Raw genomic sequence first — 17,356 nt, 5'->3', positions numbered from 1 at the left:
GGGCCCGGTCCGCAGCAGCCGGGCAGCGGCCTCCAGGGCGCGGGCGGCGGCGATCCGCTCCGGCCCGTACGGGCGCACCAGGGCCGGGGCCATGCAGACCAGCCAGGCCAGAGCGGCGCCGAGCGCGGTGAGCGCCAGGTGCGGCGGGACCTCGGCGAGCCGCTGCGGGACGAAGGCGCAGCTGGCGGTGGTGAAGGTGATGATCAGACTGCCGGGCGGGCCGACCCGGGCGGCGTCGCAGAACAGCTTGTGCAGGGCGGCGAGCACCGCCGCGACCGCGACCAGGACGGCGGCGTCGCCGGTCAGCGCGGCGGCGGTGAGGGCGGCGCCGGTGCTGAGCACGGTGCCGAGCAGCACGCCGGCCAGCGTCCGGGCCCGGGCCCGGTACGGCAGGCCGTGCCCGTACAGCGCGCCCAGGCCGCCGGCCGAGGTGTAGAGGGCGAGGTCGAGCCGGCCGAGGCCGAGCAGGGTGAGGTTGAGCGCGCCGAGGGTGACCACGGCGCTGAGCGCGGGCTTGTGCCAGCCGTCCCCGGCCGGACCGACCCGAAGTGCCTGACGGAACTGGGCGGTTGTGACCATGCCCAAAAGGTTAGCAGGTAATTTACCCGTAAAACATATGCTTACGCCGCGCCGGGCACGCCGACCTCCGTGCCCGCGCGGCGTGGTCGACCCTCCGTTCGAGCAGAGCGGGCAGGAGTTCGAGTGGCGACCGCCCCCGGGCTCCCGCCGCCGGGCCCGCCCGGTGCCCCGCCGGTACGAATGGCCCCGCACGGCACACCTCGGCACACCCCCTCCTCATATGATCGGAGCGACATGCGCCATGCTTGGTGATGCAGAACACTGAACGGAACTTGCGCCGGACGGCCCACCCGCCGTACGGCCGAGAAGGAGGAAGCACGTGGACGACGTTCTGCGGCGCGCCGCACTCTTCGCGGCACTCGACGACGAACAGGCCGGCGAGCTGCGCGCTTCCATGACCGAGGTCACCCTCGCCCGTGGGGAGTCGCTGTTCCACGAGGGCGACCCGGGGGACCGGCTGTACGTCGTGGCGGAGGGCAAGGTCAAGCTGCACCGCGCCTCGCCGGACGGCCGCGAGAACATGCTGGCCGTGCTCGGCCCCAGCGAGATGATCGGCGAACTGTCGCTGTTCGACCCGGGCCCGCGCACCGCGACCGCCAGCGCGCTGACCGAGGTCAAGCTGCTGGGCCTCGGCCACGGTGACCTCCAGCCCTGGCTGCACGCCCGCCCCGAGGTCTCCATCGCGCTGCTCCGGGCCATCGCCCGCCGCCTGCGCCGCACCAACGACGTGATGTCCGACCTGGTCTTCTCCGACGTGCCCGGCCGCGTCGCCAAGGCCCTGCTGGACCTCTCCCGCCGGTTCGGCGTGCAGTCCGAGGAGGGCATCCACGTCGCCCACGACCTCACCCAGGAGGAGCTGGCCCAGCTGGTCGGCGCCTCCCGTGAGACGGTCAACAAGGCGCTCGCCGACTTCGCCGGCCGCGGCTGGCTGAAGCTGGAGGCCCGCGCGGTGGTCCTGCTGGACGTCGAGCGGCTGTCGCGCCGCTCGCGCTGACGCCCGCGAACGCGGAAGGGCCCGTCCGGATCGGACGGGCCCTTCGGCGTTCCCCGGTCGGCCGACCTGGTCAGCAGTCCCGGTCGGTCGCCTCGGGCTGTTGCCCCGGTCGGCCGACCCGGCCGGTCGACCCGGGCCCTTGCTCAAGTCGCCCGCCCCGGTCGACTGCCCCGGTCGATCGCCCTGGGCCGGTGCCCCAGTCGGCCACCCCAGTCGGCTGACCTGGTCGATCGCCCCGAGCCCTTGCTCAAGTCGGTCGCCCTGGTCGACTGTTCCCGTCGATCGGCCCGGGCCGGTGCCCCAGTCGGACGTCCCAGTCGGCCACCCCAGACAGCTGACCGGGTCGGCCACCCCAGACAGTCGCCCCGGTCGGCCGACCCGGTCAGTCCTCGGCGCCCGGGATCAGCCCGTGCTCCTCCAGGTACTCCAGCTGGGCCCGCACCGACAGCTCGGCGGCCGGCCAGAGCGCCCGGTCCACGTCGGCGTAGACCCGGGCCACCACCTCGGGCGCGGTCCGGCAGCCCGCCTCGACCGCGGTCTCCACCTGGGCGAGCCGGGCGGCCCGGTGGGCCAGGTAGTAGTCGACGGCGCCGAGCGCGTCCGCGAGCACCGGGCCGTGGCCGGGCAGCACCGTCCGCACGCCGTGGTGGGAGGCCATGGTGTGCAGCCGGCGCAGCGAGTCCAGGTAGTCGCCGAGCCGGCCGTCGGGGTGCGCGACCATCGTGGTGCCGCGGCCGAGCACGGTGTCACCGGTGAGCACCGCGCCGTCGTCCGGCAGGTGGAAGGTCAGCGAGTCCGAGGTGTGCCCCGGGGTGGCCACCACCCGCAGGTCCAGGCCCCCGACGTCCAGGCGCTGGCCGCCCACCAGCCCCTCCGAGCCCAGCCGGTGCGCCGGGTCCAGGGCCCGTACCTCGCTGCCGGTCAGCTCGGCGAAGCGGGCCGCGCCCTCGGAGTGGTCGGCGTGGCCGTGGGTGAGCAGCGTCAGCGCGATCCGCTTGCCCCGCTCCTCCGCGAGGTCGATCACCCGGCGCAGGTGGCCCTCGTGCAGCGGGCCCGGGTCGATCACCACCGCGAGGTCGGAGCCGGGCTCGGAGAGCAGCCAGGTGTTGGTGCCGTCCAGCGTCATCGGGGACGGGTTCGGCGCCAGCACGCACAGCGCCCGAGGGGTGGCCTCGCCGCCGACGGCGGCGGCGGGGTCACCCGGCAGGAGTCCGCTCACCGGCCGCCTCCGGCGTCTCGGTGCAGGGCCCGCAGCGGCAGCGCCCGGACGAGGGCGCGCTGCGCCACCTCGACGAACGGGACCTGGCTGTCGCAGGCGGGGACACGGGGGATCAGGCGTCGGGCGGGCGTCTCGGGCGCCGTCCGGCGAGCCACGTCGTTGTGGGTCATCGGGCGTCGGTCCTTTCTCTGCGGCGGTACGGGAAGGTCGTGTTCCTGCGGGTCGTACAGGTGGTGCGAGTGGTGCGGGTGGTGCGAGTCGTACGAACAGTGCGGTCCGTGCGAGCCGTGCGGTCCGTGCGAGCCGCACCGCCCGTGCGGGCCGTACGGATGGTCCCGGTGGGTGGAACGGTCAGGAGCCCTCGGGGAACTCCCCGTCGATGGTCAGCTCCTCGTAGCCGGGCCAGCGGACCGTCAGGCGGTCGCCGCGGATCTCGGCCCGGCCCAGCACCGGCGCCAGCGGCCGGCCGGCCGACGCGGCCAGGGCCTCGGCGGCGGTCCCGGCCGACGACAGCTCGCGCAGCACCGTGACGGTCGGCGGCAGCATGCCGAACCGGCCCTCCCGGTGGCCCCGCACCGCCTCGGCCGGGGTCAGCCAGGCGACCCGGTCGGCCTCGCCGACCTCCAGGGCCGCGCGCTGGCCGGCCGGCAGCGCGGCGACGAAGAACCAGGTGTCGTAGCGCCGTTCCTCGAACTCCGGGGTGATCCAGCGGGCCCAGCCGCCCAGCAGGTCGCTGCGCAGCACCAGCCCGTGGTCCCGGAGGAACTCGGCGAAGGACAGCTCGTGCGCCTCCAGCGCGGCCCGCTCGGCGGACCAGTCGCGCGGTTCGGCGACGCCGTCGGCGTCCGGGCCGGCCAGCAGCACACCGGCCTCCTCGAAGGTCTCCCGGACGGCCGCGCAGACCACCGCCCGCGCCGTCCGGGCGTCCACCCCGAGCCGCCGCGCCCACTCCTCGGGCGCCGGCCCGGCCCAGCCCGGTTCGACCTCGGCGTCCCGCGGGTCCACCCCGCCGCCGGGGAAGGCGTACATCCCGGCCGCGAAGGCCATCGAGGTGCGCCTGCGCAGCAGGTAGGCCTCCGGCCCGTCGGCGGCGTCGCGCAGCAGCACGACGGTCGCGGCGGGCCTGGGCACCGGCGGGGTCACCGCGCCGGATTCGACCGCCCGGATCCGGGCGGGCCAGCCGGGCGGCATCGGGAGCGTCGTCGCTCGATGGTCCATGCCCGGATGCTAGGGCGTGTCCGACAATTCCCGCCAGGCTCACGGATCGACCGGACACACTCCGGCAACGCGCGGGCGGGGCCGGAAGGTGCCCGGCCCCGCCCCGCGGTCACGCTCAGGCGGGCCGGACCTTCACCAGGATCTCGACCTCGACCGGGGCGTCCAGCGGCAGCACCGCGACGCCGACGGCGCTGCGGGCGTGCGTGCCGGCGTCGCCCAGCACCGCGCCGAGCAGCTCGCTGGTGCCGTTCACGACGGCCGGGACACCGATGAAGTCGGGGGCGGCGGCGACGAAGCCGACGACCTTGACGACCTGCTCGATCCGGTCGAGGTCGCCGATCACCGACTTCACGGCGGCCAGGGCGTTCAGCGCGCAGATCCCCGCGAGCTCCTTGGCCTCCTCCGGGGAGACCTCGGCGCCGACCTTGCCGGTGGTCGGCAGCTTGCCGCCGACCACCGGGAGCTGGCCGGAGGTGAACACGAAGTCACCGGTCTGCAGGGCCGGGACGTAGGCGGCGACCGGGGCGGCCACCGGCGGCAGGGTCAGGCCCAGCTCGGCGAGCTTCTCCTCGACCCTGCTCATGCGTTCTTCTCCCGCTTGAAGTAGGCCACCAGCTGCTCCGGGTTCGGGCCGGGCACGACCTGGACGAGCTCCCAGCCGTCCTCGCCGAAGTTGTCCAGGATCTGCTTGGTCGCGTGCACCAGCAGGGGCGCCGTCATGTATTCCCACTTGGTCATGGCCAGACTCTAGACGAGCCGTCGCGGCGATCCGCGCCGTCGGCCGCGGGGCGTGTGAGGTGGGGCACAAAGAGGGCATGATCGGGCTCGACGGCCCAGGTGCTCCGGGCATCCGGTGCGCTCCCTGGTTACCCTCGCGGGAGGGCACCCTGAGGAGGGGCACCCTCGTCAGGAGGGGACGCCCGTAGGACGGAGACGGACGGAGACGGAGCGTGGCACGCACCCCCGGCCAGGCGGCCCGGCGCGACCCCGACTGGGAGGGCGTCCGGCTGCACGTGGTCAGCGGCAAGGGCGGCACCGGGAAGACCACGCTGGCCGCGGCGCTGGCCCTGGCGCTCGCCGCCGACGGCGGACGGGTGCTGCTGATCGAGGTCGAGGGACGGCAGGGCATCGCCGAACTGTTCGGGATCGCCGCGCTCCCGTACGAGGAGCGCCGGATCGCCTCGGTCTCCCGCGCCCAACTGGGGCTGCCCGCCGGGGAGGACGGGCCCGGCGAGGTCTTCGCGCTGGCGATCGACACCGAGCTGGCGCTACTGGAGTACCTGGAGATGTTCTACAAGCTCGGCCGGGCCGGGAAGGCGCTCCAGAAGGTCGGTTTCGTCGACTTCGCCACCACCGTCGCGCCCGGCGTGCGGGACGTCCTGCTCACCGGCAAGGCCTGCGAGGCGACCCGGCGCAAGGACCCGGACGGCCGGCGGCGCTACGACGCGGTGGTGATGGACGCCCCGCCAACCGGGCGGCTGACCCGGTTCCTGAACGTCAACGCCGAGGTCGCCGGGCTGGCCCGGATCGGCCCGATACACACCCAGGCGCAGGCCGTGATGCGGGTGCTGAAGTCGCCGGAGACCGCGGTGCACCTGGTCACCCTGCTGGAGGAGATGCCGGTGCAGGAGACGGTCGACGGCATCGAGGAGCTGCGCGCGGCGAAGCTCCCGGTGGGCGGGGTGATGGTCAACCTGGTCCGGCCGCCGGTGCTGGACGCGGCGGCGGTGGCCGCGGTGGACGGGGACCACCGCGAGGAGGTCGCCCGGGCGCTCGGGGAGGCCGGGCTCGGCGGCCGCACCCGCGCCGCCGAGAAGGTCCGGGCGGCGGTGGAGCCGCTGCTCGACCCGCTGCTGGAGCAGGCCAGGGAGCACGCCGAGCGGGTCGAGCTGGAGCGCGCGCAGCGCGCCGACGTCCAGCAGCTGCGGCTCCCGACGTACGAACTGCCGCTGCTGGGCGAGGGCGTGGACCTCGGCGGGCTGTACCGGCTGGCGGCCGAGCTGAAGCGGCAGGGGGCGGCATGACCACCAACGGCAGGACCACCGACGACACGGCCGGCGGCGGCAGGACCACCGGCGGCACAGCCGCCGACGGCAGGACCGGCCAGGGCGCGACCACCAGCGGCACAGCCGCCGACGGCGTCCGGAGCACCGGGCGGCGGCTCGCGGTGGACGAGCTGATCGACGACCCGAAGACCAGGATCATCGTCTGCTGCGGCTCCGGCGGCGTCGGCAAGACCACCACCGCCGCGGCCCTCGGCCTGCGGGCGGCCGAGCGCGGCCGCAAGGTCGTGGTGCTCACCATCGACCCGGCCCGCCGGCTCGCCCAGTCGATGGGCCTGACCGAGCTCGACAACACCCCCCGGGTGGTCAAGGGCGTCACCGGCACCGGCGAGCTCCAGGCCATGATGCTGGACATGAAGCGGACCTTCGACGAGGTCGTGCTGGCCCACGCCGAGCCCGAACGGGCCCGGGCGATCATGGAGAACCCCTTCTACCAGTCCCTGTCGGCCGGCTTCGCGGGCACGCAGGAGTACATGGCGATGGAGAAGCTCGGGCAGCTGCGCGCCGCCGAGGAGTGGGACCTGATCGTCGTGGACACCCCGCCGTCCCGCTCGGCGCTGGACTTCCTGGACGCGCCCAACCGGCTCGGGTCCTTCCTGGACGGCCGGGTGATCCGGATCCTCACCGCCCCGGCCAAGGTCGGCGGACGCAGCGCGATGCGCTTCCTGAACGTCGGGATGGGCCTGCTCACCGGCACCCTGGGCAAGATCTTCGGCGCCCAGCTGCTCACCGACGTGCAGACCTTCGTCAGCGCGATGGACTCGATGTTCGGCGGCTTCCGGGAGCGCGCGGACCGCACGTACCAGCTGCTCAAGGCGCCGGGCACGGCGTTCCTGGTGGTGGCCGCGCCGGAGCGGGACGCGCTGCGCGAGGCGGCGTACTTCGTGGACCGGCTGGCCGCGGACCGGATGCCGCTGGCCGGGCTGGTGCTCAACCGGGTGCACGGCACGGGCGCACCGCAGCTCACCGCGGAGCGGGCGCTGGCGGCCGCCGAGGCCCTGGAGGAGAACGGCTCGGAGCACGCCTCGCCCGAGGCGGAGCTGCTCGCGGCCGGGCTGCTGCGGCTGCACGCCGAGCGGATGCAGATCATGGGGCGCGAACGCCGCACCCGCGACCGCTTCGTCTCGGTGTACCCGGACGTGCCGATCGTGGAGGTGCCGGCGCTGCCGGGCGACGTGCACGACCTGGACGGACTGCGGGCCATCGGGGACCGGCTCAACGGCGCGGTGTAGCCCGCGCCCGGGGGGCCGACCGGCCAGGACCGCGCGCTGCGGCCGGGCTCAGCCCGCCTGGGCGTAGTCCGTCAGTATCACGCCGGTCGCGAGGGACTCCTCGTACTCGGTGCGCGCCGTCTCCAGCAGCCTCCGCCACGAGATGACCGTCGGACGGCGGCGCAGCAGCGCCCGGCGCTCGCGCTCCGTCATCCCACCCCAGACGCCGAACTCCACCCGGTTGTCCAGGGCGTCCGCGAGGCACTCCGTCCGGACGGGGCAGCCGCTGCACACCGCCTTCGCCCGGTTCTGTGCCGCCCCCTGGACGAACAGTTCGTCCGGATCACTCGTGCGGCAGGCGGCCTGCGCACTCCAGTCGTCAACCCAGCCCATGCCGGCGCCGTCCTCTCCCGTATCGAGGCTCCCCCACGGCGGCAACGGCATATTCACCGTTGCCAGTTGAGGACGTTACGGAAGAACGACAGCTTGCAACAGCCCCTTCGGGCTCAATCTCGAATGACCCGATTGGACTATGGGTATCGATCAGCTCACTCGTTGGAGTGATCGCAGGTCGCACACCTTGCCAAATGCGGAACCGACACTCTCGCCACAGGCGTCGTCACGGAGCGCAGCCGGTCACACGGGGACAGCAGGCCACAGCTGCCTCAAAACCCGTGCATCGACGGGCAATTCGGGCAAGTCTCCTCGCCCACAAGAGTGGCTGATGTTGACGCTCCGAAGCTGTCGCAAGCTTGTGACAAGCCTAGGCGAACACCTGCCCCCGCGTGCGGGAATCCGGGACGTAGGGTTCTCCTCATGGCACCGAAGCGCCCACAGGCATCCCAGGCCCCAGGCAACCCCGGAGCTCCGCGCGGCCGGACCGGCGGATCACCGTTGGAGCACGCCGGCAACGGCGTGAAGTTCCTGGGCGTCAGCGTGCTCTCCGGAGTCCTGCTGGCCGGGCTCGCCCTGCCCGCCGTCGGCGCCATCGGGCTGACCGCCAAGGACACGGCGGAGAGCTTCGACAACATCTCCGACGACTTCAAGACGCCGCCGCTCACCCAGGCCACCCAGATCTTCGACGCCAAGGGCGGGCTGATCGCCAAGGTCTACGAGCGCGACCGCACCGTCATCACCGCCGACCAGATGTCGCCGTTCATGCGGCACGCCCAGGTGGACATCGAGGACGCCCGCTTCTACGAGCACGGCGCCGTCGACCTCAAGGGCATCCTCCGCGCGGTCAGCAAGAACGCGGAGAGCGGCACCGCCTCCCAGGGCGCCTCGACGCTGACCCAGCAGTACGTGAAGAACGTCAACGTGGAGAAGGCCGGCGACGACCAGGCGGCCGTCCTGGAGGCCCAGCGCAAGACCCTGGGCCGCAAGATCCAGGAGCTCAAGGTCGCCATCAAGCTGGAGGAGGACCTGTCCAAGGACCAGATCCTCACCAACTACCTCAACATCACCTTCTACGGCCACCAGGCCTACGGGGTGGAGGCCGCCTCCCAGCGCTACTTCAGCAAGAGCAACAAGGACCTGACCATCGCCGAGGCCGCCACCCTGGCCGGCATGGTGCAGAACCCGTCGTCCTACGACCCGGTGCGCTACCCCGAGAACACGGTCAAGCGCCGCAACGTCGTGATCGACAAGATGCTGGAGAACAAGCACATCACCGCCGACCAGGCGAAGGAGGCGAAGGCCGCCCCGCTGGGCCTGAAGTACAAGGACCCGCAGAACGGCTGCATCACCGCCCAGGCCGGGATGGGCTTCTTCTGCGACTACGTCCGCCACGTGGTCAAGCAGGACCCGGCCTTCGGCAAGAGCGCCGACGAGCGCAAGAAGCTCTGGAACACCGGCGGCCTGAACATCTACACCACGCTGGACCCGGACAAGCAGGCCGCCGCCCAGAACGCCGTCACCTCGAAGGTCAACGTGACCGACCAGGTGTCGGCGGCCGCCACCATGATGGAGCCGGGCACCGGCAAGATCCTGGCGATGGCCCAGACCCGCCCGTACGGCCTGGACCCGAACAAGAACCAGACCGTCGTCAACCTCAACGTGGACGCGGCGATGGGCGGCGGCAACGGCTTCCAGACCGGTTCGACGTTCAAGCCGATCCTGGCCGCGGCGGCGCTGGAGTCGGGCATGTCGAACACCCAGGCGTTCCCGTCCGAGAACAAGATCGAGTACCCCCAGATGTCCACCTGCACGGGCACCTGGAAGAACACCGACAAGCCCAAGACCACGGTGAAGAACGAGCAGGAGAGCGAGGTCGGGCCGTACCAGCTGAAGGAGGCGATGGCCCGCTCGATCAACACCTACTTCGTGCAGATGGAGCAGCAGGTCGGCCTCTGCGCGATGAAGCAGATGGCGAACAAGCTGGGCATCACCCAGTCCGCCAAGGGCGACGCCTTCCAGGAGGTGCCCTCGATGGTCCTCGGCACCCTGGAGCTCTCCCCGCTGACCATGGCGAACGTCTACGCGACCTTCGCCGCCCGCGGCAAGTACTGCACCCCGGTCGCGATCAACAAGATCACCACGGTGGACGGCAAGGATGTCCCGGTCCCGCAGGCCCAGTGCAACCAGGCCTTCTCCGACACCACCGCGGACTCGCTCAACGCCGTCCTGCTGAACGTGACCGAGAAGGGCACCGCGGCCGCCCTGACCATGGACGACGGCCGCAAGATCGCCGGTAAGACCGGTACCACCGACGAGAAGAAGGCCGCCTGGTTCAACGGCTACACCCCGTCGCTGGCCACCGCGGTCTGGCTCGGCGGCCCGGCCGGCGGCGTCAAGATGAAGAACATCAACATCGGCGGCAAGCACTTCGACGACGTGTTCGGCGCGACCGGCCCCGGCCCGATCTGGGCGCTGGCGATGAACCAGGCGCTCAAGGGCACGCCGCTGGAGCCGATCCAGACGGCCAACATCCCGGACCCGCAGCCGGCCACTCCCCCGGCGGGCACCACTCCGCCGGCCGCCGACCCGAACGCTCCGCAGCCCGGCGGCAACCCCCCGCCGCCGCAGCAGCAGCAGCAGCCGGGCGGCAACCCCGGCCAGGTCGGCGGTCTGCCCGGTGGGCTGCCGGGCGGCCTGCCCGGCGGGTTCACCTTCCCGCCCATCCCGGGGAACGGGAACGGCGGGAAGCACGGCGGCGGGAACGGCTGACCGGCCCTCCCGGCCCCGCACCGCGCACCGCGCACCGCGCACCGCGCACCGGCCCAGGAACAGCACGAAGGGGCGCCCTCCCGTACGGAGGGCGCCCCTTCGGCGTGTTGCCGGGGTTCGCGGGTGCCGGGGCGGTGGCCCGGCGCCGCACGAGGCGTGCGGGGGCGCGCCGGGGCACTCGATTCAGGCCAGGCGGCCCGGGCCGGGTCGGGCCGGGCCGACCGAACTCGGGGCGGACCCAGCCCGACCGGGCTCGGGCCGGGCTCAGGCCAGGCGCGCTCAGGCCAGGGCGGCCTTCACCGCGGCGGCGACCCGGCTGCCCTCGGCCAGACCGTCGACCTTGGGCTTCACCAGCTTCATGACCGCGCCCATCGCCTGCGGGCCGCTCGCGCCGCTCTCGGCCACGGCGGCCGCCACGATCGCGGCCAGCTCCTCGTCGGTGAGCTGCTTGGGCAGGTAGGTCGCCAGCACCTCGCCCTCGGCCAGTTCCCGGGCCGCCTGCTCCGTCCGGCCGGCGGTGCCGAAGGCCTCGGCGGCCTCCCGGCGCTTCTTCGCCTCGCGGCCGATCACCTTCAGCACGTCGGCGTCGGACAGCTCGCGCTTCTGCTTGCCCGCCACCTCCTCGCTGGTGACGGCGGCCAGCGTGAGCCGGATGGTGGACGCGCGCAGCTCGTCCCGGTCCCTGATCGCAGCCGTGAGGTCCTCTTGCAGCTGCTCCTTGAGCGTTGTCATTTCCTCTTCTTATCCTTCGGCTGTGGGTGGGCTCAACCAGGTTTCCCGCGGGCATCCACCGGGATTTCCGCAGTTGAACGAGTATCCCCGACAACCCGGGCCGGCCGTCGTCCGACGGGCGCGCCGGGCGACGGCCGGCCGGACCGGGAACGGGCGGCGGTCAAGTCCGTGAACAATCGATGATCGAGGCCGGGAACGGGCGAAAGGATTCGGCCAGGGTGGCTGATAATGCTCGCACCATCTCGGCCGGAATGCCGAAAATTGCCGGAGCCGACGCGAAGTTGCCGGTCCCAAAGGGGCAAATCGAACGTTGTGACTGCTTCGCCGAAAATAGTCCGCGTAGTACACTCGTTCGCGCGTCGCTCGAGCAGTCGAGGGCGGCGATCACCTCACCGTCGAATCATCCTCGAAGACCGTCACGAACAGCCGTGACAAACCGTCACCACGTCCCCGATCCATTATTCCACGGCACTGACACACTGCCGCCCAGGGCCTCCGTGGCCCTGACACCCTGCGGCCCGGGCACCCCTGCAGCCCCTGCCGGTACGAGCGTCCGGGCCTGCGCTCCACCCGGCTGCCCGGCTGTCCGCCCGGTCGGCCGTGATCGTTTTTCGAAGTGATTGGCGCCGCACCACGGCGCATCGAGTTCTGACTTTTATTCTGCTCACGACAGCAGGAAGCGCGGGGGAATGGACAACAATCAGCTTCGCTCGATGTTGGTAACTCAACGGAAGATGGTCGGCTGGAGTCAGGAGCAATTAGCTGAGCACTCCACCGTCAGCGTTCGCACCATTCGCAATCTGGAAACCGGGGCCATCAAGAATCCGCGGCGCAGTTCCGTGGAACTCCTGGTCGGCGCGCTGTTCTCCGCGGCGACCGGCCGGGACGAGTCCCTGCTCTCCCGGGCCGTCCAGGCGGGCACCCCGACCGGGCTGCTGCCCGCCCCGCCGGAGCCCGGACCGCTGACCCACATCTCCGCACTCCCGGACAACGCGCGCTGGCAGGGGCTGCGCCCCAAGACGGACATCACCGTCGGCCGCCAGGCCGACCTGCTGCACGTGGTGACCGCCCTGCGCCCGGGCCGTCCGCTGGTGCTCACCGGCCCGGCCGGGGTCGGCAAGACCCGCCTGGCGCTGGACTCGGCCGCCCACCTGCTGGACCGCTTCCGGGACGGCGTCGTGGTCCTGGAGCTCGGCTCGGTCACCCCCGAGGGCGTCGACCCGGCGGCCGCCTCGGCCCAGGCCCAGCGCGCCCTCGACGCCCTCTTCCGGGGCTTCGACCGCGACCCGCGGACCAACCCCGAGCTGCAGATGCTGCTGGTCGTCGACAACGCCGAGCACGTCATCGACACGGTGGCCCGGCTGGTCCGGGCGCTGCTGGCACGGCACCCCGCGCTCCACGTCATGATCACCTCGCTGCGGGCGCCCAGCGGCGTCCCCGCCGACCTGTGGGAGGTCTCGCCGCTGTCGGTCGACCACCCGGACGGCCCGTACGGCTGCCCGCCCGCCGCCGAGCTGTTCTGCCGCCGGGTGCACTCGGTCGTCCCGACGCTGGACCTCAGCGACCAGATGCCGCAGGTGGTCGAACTCTGCCGGCGCCTCGGCGGTCTGGCGCTCGCGATCGAGAACGCCGCCGTCCGGATGCGGTCGGTGCCGCTGCACGTCCTGATGGAGGAGTGCCGGGTGCTGCCGATCCTCGGCCAGGAGGAGGTCGGCGGGCTCTCCCACCACCGCTCGCTGCACCGCAGCCTCGCCTGGGCGTACGGACTGCTCGACGAACGGCAGCGCCGGGCGCTCAGACGGCTGTCCCGGCTCCCCGAGGAGTTCTCCATCGACGACGTCCGGCGGCAGCCGGTCGACGGCGGCCGGGAGCCCTCCCGCCATCTCGACGTCCTGGCCGAGCTGGTCGACTTCTCCGTCGTCCAGGTGAAGCGCGGCCACCACTACGCGTACCGGGTGCCCCGGATGATGCGCGAGTACGTCAACGCCATCCCGGCCTGAGGCCGTACCGCCCCGCCGGGCCCGGAGTCCCGCTCCGGGCCCGGCGGGGCCGCCCTGACGCGGGGTCGGTTCCCCCTGGCCGGCCGGATCGGGAGCGGCCCCGTAACCCCTCTTCCCAGTTACACCTATCCTGGGTCGCATGACCGACGGAGCCGACCCCGCCGACCGGAGCACCCCGCCCGGGCTGGTCCTCACCACTCCCGGGGGCGGCCGCTTCCACTTCGACCCCGGCGCCCTCTGCCTCGAACTGCTCACCACCGGCGGCCCCGGCCCGTACGCCCGGTACGAGGTGCTGCACCGGCCCGCCGACCTGGCCGACTGGCTCCCGCTGTCCCGGCTGCGGCTGCCCGCCGACGCGGTGCGGATCTCCCCCGCCGAGCTCGCCGCCGCCCGCACCCTGCGCGACGCGCTGTGGCGACTGGCCGCCGCCCGCGCCCACGGCGGCCCGGGCGAGCCCGAGGACTACGCCGTCCTCAACCGGGCCGCCGAGCACCCGCCGCTGGTCCCCCGGATCGCCCCGGACGGCACCGCGGCCGCCCCGCTGCCCGCCGACGGCGCGCAGCTGGCCTCCACCCTCGCCCGGGACGCCATCGACCTGCTCACCGGCCCGTACGCGGACCGGGTCCGGGAGTGCGGCGCGCACGACTGCCAGCTGCTCTTCGTCGACACCTCGCGGCCCGGCCGGCGGCGCTGGTGCTCGATGGAGCGCTGCGGCAACCGCCACAAGGTCCGCGCCCTGCGCGCCCGCCGGGAGTCCGAGGAGGCACTCCCGGCCGCTGCCGTCCCTGCCTCCGTTCCCAGCGCCGTTCCTGCCTCCGCTCCCGCCTCCGTCCCCGCCGACTCCGGGCGTGCGCCGGCTGATCCACCGTCTGAGAGCATGGCCTGATGCGACCGCTGTACTCCGTTCCCCTCGGCATCGCCGCCGCCGGCGCCGCCTGTCTCGCCTACTCCGTCGGGTACGAGGTCCGGGCCTTCCGCCTGCGCCGGATCGAGGTCCCCGTCCTCCCGCGCGGCGCCCGCCCGATCCGGGTCCTCCAGGTGTCCGACATCCACATGGTGAGCGGGCAGGGCAAGAAGCAGCGCTGGCTGAAGAGCCTGGCCGGCCTGCGCCCGGACCTGGTGGTGAACACCGGCGACAACCTCTCCGACCCGCTCGGCGTCCCGGCCACCCTCGACGCGCTCGGGCCGCTCATGGAGTTCCCGGGCGTCTACGTCTTCGGCTCCAACGACTACTACGGCCCGGCCCGCAAGAACCCGGCGCGCTACCTCCAGGCCATGCGCAGCGGCTCCCACGGCATGAACAACGCCGACGGCACCGCCCGCCGCGGCATCGTCGGCGCCGTCCACAACCCGTGGGAGAAGCTCCGCGACGGCTTCGACGGGGCCGGCTGGCTCGACCTCACCAACACCCGCGGCCGGCTCACCGTGAACGGGCTCGACCTGGAGTTCACCGGCCTCGACGACCCGCACATCCGCCGCGACCGCTACAGCGAGGTCGCCGGCGGCCCCTCCGCCGACGCCGACCTCTCCCTCGCCGTCGTCCACGCGCCCTACCTGCGCGTCCTCGACGCCTTCACGGCCGACCGCTACCCGCTGATCCTGGCCGGCCACACCCACGGCGGCCAGCTCTGCGTCCCCTTCTACGGCGCCCTGGTCACCAACTGCGACATCGACACCCGCCGGGTCAAGGGCCTCTCCACCCACACCGCCGGCGGCCATCGCTCGTACCTCCACGTCTCGGCCGGCTGCGGCACCAACCGCTACACCCCCGTCCGCTTCGCCTGCCCGCCCGAGGCCACCCTCCTCACCCTCACCCCGGCCCCCCGCTGACCCCCGCCGGACGCCCGCTCGAAACCGGATTTCGTGTCTCGGCGAGCGTCCGGTAGAGTTCTACTCGTCGCGAAGGAGACGGAGCGACAAACAGAAAGACCGGGGTGTGGCGCAGCTTGGTAGCGCGCTTCGTTCGGGACGAAGAGGCCGTGGGTTCAAATCCCGCCACCCCGACCCAGTAAGACCAGCTCAGGGCCGGTCTCCCGCAAGGGAGACCGGCCCTGACTGGCTTTCCGGGGACTCTCGGGAGAATCCTGGGAGAAAACCGCCGGGAAACCTTCTCCCGGGACCTACCGCTGAGGCACCTTCAGCAGGGCGTCGAGAACCGCCACGGGCGAGCCGGGCGCCATCCGCCGGCGAACGTCGAGTGACGCGGACCACATCCGGGTCAGCCCCTCCATGAGGTCCTGGCGCATCTCCGGCGTGATGTGGGAGTAGCGGGCCTGGACGGAGCCGTCCTCGTGCCCCATCCGCTCGTCCTTGAGCTTCGGCGGCGTCCGCAGCTCGTCCATCATCGTCTTGTGCGCGTGCCGCAGCCCGTGCGGGGTGAGGCCGCGCGCGATCGGCAGCCAGCAGGCCTGCGCCCGGCCGGCCGCTCCCCGGCCGCGGGCGGGGATGCCAGGCCACGGCTCGGCCAGCACCGGCACCGGTCGGGCCTCCTCCGGGGCCTTCTTCGGGTACCAGCCGGTGGCCGCCGGGTGGAACAGCCAAGTGGCGAACCCATTCCTCCGCCAGTGCGCGGCGTTCATCCCGGACGCCTGCCACCGGACGTAGCCGAGATCGGCCATGGCCTTCTCCACCCGCAGCCGAGTGCCCTCGGCCACCGCGTCGGGGCGGTTGAGCACATTCGACACGGTCCCGGTGGAGACTCCGGCGGCCCGCGCGACGTCGACCAGCTTCGCTCCGGGCCGGTGCGCCGCTCCGTTGGCGGCGCCATGGCCGCTGAAGAGGTACCGCAGCCCATGGCACTCGCAGGGCATCTGGCTCGCCCGCGCGAGCTGCCCGGTAAGCAGGGTGGAGAGGAACTCCGGTGTGTCGATCGTTCGGTAGGAGTCGTCCTTGGGCGGGCACCGGTGCAGCTCCCCGGAGTCCAGCTCGTACAGCTGGTGCTCGACCCGGACGGCGCCCGGCCGAACGAACTCGGTCTCCAGACCCACGATTTCGCCCCAGCGCATGCCGGTGTAGCCCTTGAGCACGACCGCGACGAACTCGTCGTCGCGGCCCGACAGCAGCGCCGCCCGCTCGGCGATCAGCAGGACGCCGAGCGCGTTCGTCACCACCTTCTCGGGGCCGCGGTTGCGCGAGCGGCCAGCGCGCTTGCCCCGGCCACGCCGGCGGGTCGCCGGGTTGGAGTCCCGCAGTCCCTCGTCCACGGCGTCCGCGAGGATCAGGTGTAGGGTGCCGCGCCACGTCTTGATGCTGCTGGCCGCGTAGCCGCGCTCACGCTCCTTCCGCTCCCAGGCGTCGATGTCGCCCTTGGTGATCTCGGCGATCAGGGCGGTCTCGAACTCGGGGAGGAGATGTTCCTCGATGTGGCGGCGGTAGTTCTGCATGGTGGACGCGGCCAGATCTTGGCCCTCGTACCAGCCGCTCGCGTATTCGCCGAACGTCATCCGCTCAGGCTCCGGAGCGGCCGGCGGCCGAGCCGCCGCTTTGACGACCTCGTCCTCGGCAATCCCAGCAGCCTTCTCGGCAGCGCGCCTGGTCGTGAAGCGAACCGTCTTCCCGTTGGCGTCCTTCACGGTCCCGTAGATGCCGGGCGCGATCTTGTACCGGGCGCGCCAGTAGTCGCCACGGTTCTCGCCGTATCCCAATGTGCTCTCTCTACGACAGGGCCCCGCCCGGTGGCGGCACCGGGCGGGGCGTGTGGGCTGTGATCAGGCAGCGTCCTGCTGGTGGAGCGCCGCCCTACGCGGCACTCGCGCCCGGAGTCGGGCACCCGATCGGGTCGGCTGCAGGTCGCGGGCCGACTTCTTCAGGACCGCGACCGTGGCGACCTTGGTCTGCGGCGCGGCCGTGGTGGCCGGCCGCACCTCGTACATGCGGACGATCTCGGCGACCTGCTCGGCCGTGAATCGGTAGGCGCGTCCCGGCTTGGTGAAGGGGATGCGCCCACGACGGGCCTGCTCCTTCACCCACCACTCGGACATCCCGATGGCCTTGGCGATGTCGGCCGGGCGGTAGAGCGGCGGCAGCACTCCTTGGTCCTTGGACATGCGAAATCCTCCGGATAGACCTTGGCGGGGCTTTGCCCCTTCCTTCTCTGGGATCCGCTACTGCCGCTACTGCCGCTACCTCCCTGGTCAGGGGCATGTTTTTGGTAGCGGATTGGGTAGCGGTAGCGG

At 72.6% G+C, this 17,356-nt stretch carries 16 protein-coding genes, 1 tRNA gene and 1 pseudogene; 8 read left to right on the top strand and 10 right to left on the bottom strand.

Features of this window, described 5'->3' with window-relative positions; translation table 11 throughout:
- Positions 1–579: pseudogene (locus tag ABZW03_RS21045) on the bottom strand (FUSC family protein); the annotation flags it as partial.
- Between the two features lie 319 nt (positions 580–898).
- Here ABZW03_RS21045 and ABZW03_RS21040 point away from each other — a divergent pair.
- A complete protein-coding gene (locus ABZW03_RS21040; RefSeq protein ID WP_030288117.1) occupies positions 899–1,573 on the top strand; it encodes a Crp/Fnr family transcriptional regulator in 675 nt (224 codons plus the stop codon).
- Positions 1,574–1,955: 382 nt separating this feature from the next.
- Here ABZW03_RS21040 and ABZW03_RS21035 read toward each other — a convergent pair whose 3' ends face one another.
- From ABZW03_RS21035 to ABZW03_RS21015, 5 genes are all read right to left on the bottom strand, one after another.
- A complete protein-coding gene (locus ABZW03_RS21035) occupies positions 1,956–2,792 on the bottom strand; it encodes an MBL fold metallo-hydrolase (protein WP_355260241.1) in 837 nt (278 codons plus the stop codon).
- Positions 2,789–2,962, bottom strand: a complete 174-nt coding sequence (locus ABZW03_RS21030; protein ID WP_355260238.1) for a hypothetical protein — start codon at positions 2,960–2,962, stop codon at positions 2,789–2,791. Before ABZW03_RS21030 ends, ABZW03_RS21035 begins: the two co-directional genes overlap by 4 nt.
- Before the next feature lie 181 nt (positions 2,963–3,143).
- Positions 3,144–4,010, bottom strand: coding sequence for an NUDIX hydrolase (locus ABZW03_RS21025; protein WP_355260236.1), 867 nt, complete (start codon positions 4,008–4,010; stop codon positions 3,144–3,146).
- Between the two features lie 115 nt (positions 4,011–4,125).
- On the bottom strand, positions 4,126–4,593 hold the full coding sequence (locus ABZW03_RS21020; RefSeq protein WP_355260233.1) for a RidA family protein: 468 nt from the start codon (positions 4,591–4,593) through the stop codon (positions 4,126–4,128).
- Entirely contained in the window at positions 4,590–4,748 is a 159-nt protein-coding gene (locus ABZW03_RS21015; RefSeq protein ID WP_094743074.1) for a DUF4177 domain-containing protein, read from the bottom strand. The genes ABZW03_RS21020 and ABZW03_RS21015 overlap by 4 nt, the downstream gene beginning before the upstream one ends.
- Before the next feature lie 212 nt (positions 4,749–4,960).
- Between ABZW03_RS21015 and ABZW03_RS21010 the strand changes: the two genes are divergently transcribed.
- Both ABZW03_RS21010 and ABZW03_RS21005 read left to right on the top strand, forming a co-directional pair.
- Positions 4,961–6,034: an ArsA-related P-loop ATPase gene (locus ABZW03_RS21010; RefSeq protein ID WP_355260230.1), complete on the top strand. Its 1,074-nt coding sequence runs from the start codon at positions 4,961–4,963 to the stop codon at positions 6,032–6,034.
- Positions 6,031–7,305, top strand: a complete 1,275-nt coding sequence (locus ABZW03_RS21005; protein ID WP_355260227.1) for an ArsA family ATPase — start codon at positions 6,031–6,033, stop codon at positions 7,303–7,305. The genes ABZW03_RS21010 and ABZW03_RS21005 overlap by 4 nt, the downstream gene beginning before the upstream one ends.
- Before the next feature lie 48 nt (positions 7,306–7,353).
- On the opposite strand, the gene ABZW03_RS21000 is transcribed toward ABZW03_RS21005, so the two are convergent.
- Positions 7,354–7,677: a WhiB family transcriptional regulator gene (locus tag ABZW03_RS21000; protein ID WP_030240986.1), complete on the bottom strand. Its 324-nt coding sequence runs from the start codon at positions 7,675–7,677 to the stop codon at positions 7,354–7,356.
- Positions 7,678–8,178: 501 nt separating this feature from the next.
- On the opposite strand from ABZW03_RS21000, the gene ABZW03_RS20995 reads away from it, so the two are divergent.
- Positions 8,179–10,449 (top strand): transglycosylase domain-containing protein, encoded by a 2,271-nt coding sequence (locus tag ABZW03_RS20995; protein ID WP_355260224.1) that lies wholly within the window; start codon positions 8,179–8,181, stop codon positions 10,447–10,449.
- A 279-nt stretch (positions 10,450–10,728) separates the two neighbouring features.
- Here ABZW03_RS20995 and ABZW03_RS20990 read toward each other — a convergent pair whose 3' ends face one another.
- Positions 10,729–11,181 (bottom strand): GatB/YqeY domain-containing protein, encoded by a 453-nt coding sequence (locus tag ABZW03_RS20990; protein WP_355260221.1) that lies wholly within the window; start codon positions 11,179–11,181, stop codon positions 10,729–10,731.
- A gap of 689 nt (positions 11,182–11,870) precedes the next feature.
- On the opposite strand from ABZW03_RS20990, the gene ABZW03_RS20985 reads away from it, so the two are divergent.
- The 4 genes from ABZW03_RS20985 to ABZW03_RS20970 all read left to right on the top strand — a co-directional run bounded on the left by ABZW03_RS20985 (position 11,871) and on the right by ABZW03_RS20970 (position 15,185).
- Positions 11,871–13,181, top strand: a complete 1,311-nt coding sequence (locus tag ABZW03_RS20985; RefSeq protein WP_355260218.1) for a helix-turn-helix domain-containing protein — start codon at positions 11,871–11,873, stop codon at positions 13,179–13,181.
- A 139-nt stretch (positions 13,182–13,320) separates the two neighbouring features.
- Entirely contained in the window at positions 13,321–14,067 is a 747-nt protein-coding gene (locus tag ABZW03_RS20980; protein ID WP_355260216.1) for a CGNR zinc finger domain-containing protein, read from the top strand.
- Complete coding sequence (locus ABZW03_RS20975) at positions 14,067–15,011, top strand: metallophosphoesterase (RefSeq protein ID WP_355260213.1); 945 nt, start codon at positions 14,067–14,069, stop codon at positions 15,009–15,011. The genes ABZW03_RS20980 and ABZW03_RS20975 overlap by 1 nt, the downstream gene beginning before the upstream one ends.
- 100 nt (positions 15,012–15,111) lie before the next feature.
- Positions 15,112–15,185, top strand: a tRNA-Pro gene (locus ABZW03_RS20970).
- A 116-nt stretch (positions 15,186–15,301) separates the two neighbouring features.
- On the opposite strand, the gene ABZW03_RS20965 is transcribed toward ABZW03_RS20970, so the two are convergent.
- Together ABZW03_RS20965 and ABZW03_RS20960 are read right to left on the bottom strand one after the other, a co-directional pair.
- Positions 15,302–16,825: a LacI family DNA-binding transcriptional regulator gene (locus tag ABZW03_RS20965; RefSeq protein ID WP_355260211.1), complete on the bottom strand. Its 1,524-nt coding sequence runs from the start codon at positions 16,823–16,825 to the stop codon at positions 15,302–15,304.
- A 63-nt stretch (positions 16,826–16,888) separates the two neighbouring features.
- Complete coding sequence (locus ABZW03_RS20960; RefSeq protein ID WP_355260208.1) at positions 16,889–17,227, bottom strand: helix-turn-helix domain-containing protein; 339 nt, start codon at positions 17,225–17,227, stop codon at positions 16,889–16,891.
- Between the last annotated feature and the right edge of the window lie 129 nt (positions 17,228–17,356).

This window comes from Kitasatospora sp. NPDC004799 (assembly GCF_040609095.1).
Lineage (GTDB): Bacteria > Actinomycetota > Actinomycetes > Streptomycetales > Streptomycetaceae > Kitasatospora.
The sequence above is the reverse complement of the archived record's forward strand: the minus strand, read 5'-3'. Positions and strand labels throughout refer to the sequence as shown.

Bases quoted from the DNA above. Each gene is read 5' to 3' on its own strand.
- ABZW03_RS21030 (WP_355260238.1), bottom strand. From the start codon at position 2,962: ATGACCCACAACGACGTGGCTCGCCGGACGGCGCCCGAGACGCCCGCC.
- ABZW03_RS21015 (WP_094743074.1), bottom strand. From the start codon at position 4,748: ATGACCAAGTGGGAATACATGACGGCGCCCCTGCTGGTGCACGCGACC.
- ABZW03_RS20985 (WP_355260218.1), top strand. From the start codon at position 11,871: ATGGACAACAATCAGCTTCGCTCGATGTTGGTAACTCAACGGAAGATG.
- ABZW03_RS21020 (WP_355260233.1), bottom strand. From the start codon at position 4,593: ATGAGCAGGGTCGAGGAGAAGCTCGCCGAGCTGGGCCTGACCCTGCCG.
- ABZW03_RS21000 (WP_030240986.1), bottom strand. From the start codon at position 7,677: ATGGGCTGGGTTGACGACTGGAGTGCGCAGGCCGCCTGCCGCACGAGT.
- ABZW03_RS20960 (WP_355260208.1), bottom strand. From the start codon at position 17,227: ATGTCCAAGGACCAAGGAGTGCTGCCGCCGCTCTACCGCCCGGCCGAC.
- ABZW03_RS20980 (WP_355260216.1), top strand. From the start codon at position 13,321: ATGACCGACGGAGCCGACCCCGCCGACCGGAGCACCCCGCCCGGGCTG.
- ABZW03_RS20975 (WP_355260213.1), top strand. From the start codon at position 14,067: ATGCGACCGCTGTACTCCGTTCCCCTCGGCATCGCCGCCGCCGGCGCC.
- ABZW03_RS21025 (WP_355260236.1), bottom strand. From the start codon at position 4,010: ATGGACCATCGAGCGACGACGCTCCCGATGCCGCCCGGCTGGCCCGCC.
- ABZW03_RS20990 (WP_355260221.1), bottom strand. From the start codon at position 11,181: ATGACAACGCTCAAGGAGCAGCTGCAAGAGGACCTCACGGCTGCGATC.
- ABZW03_RS21005 (WP_355260227.1), top strand. From the start codon at position 6,031: ATGACCACCAACGGCAGGACCACCGACGACACGGCCGGCGGCGGCAGG.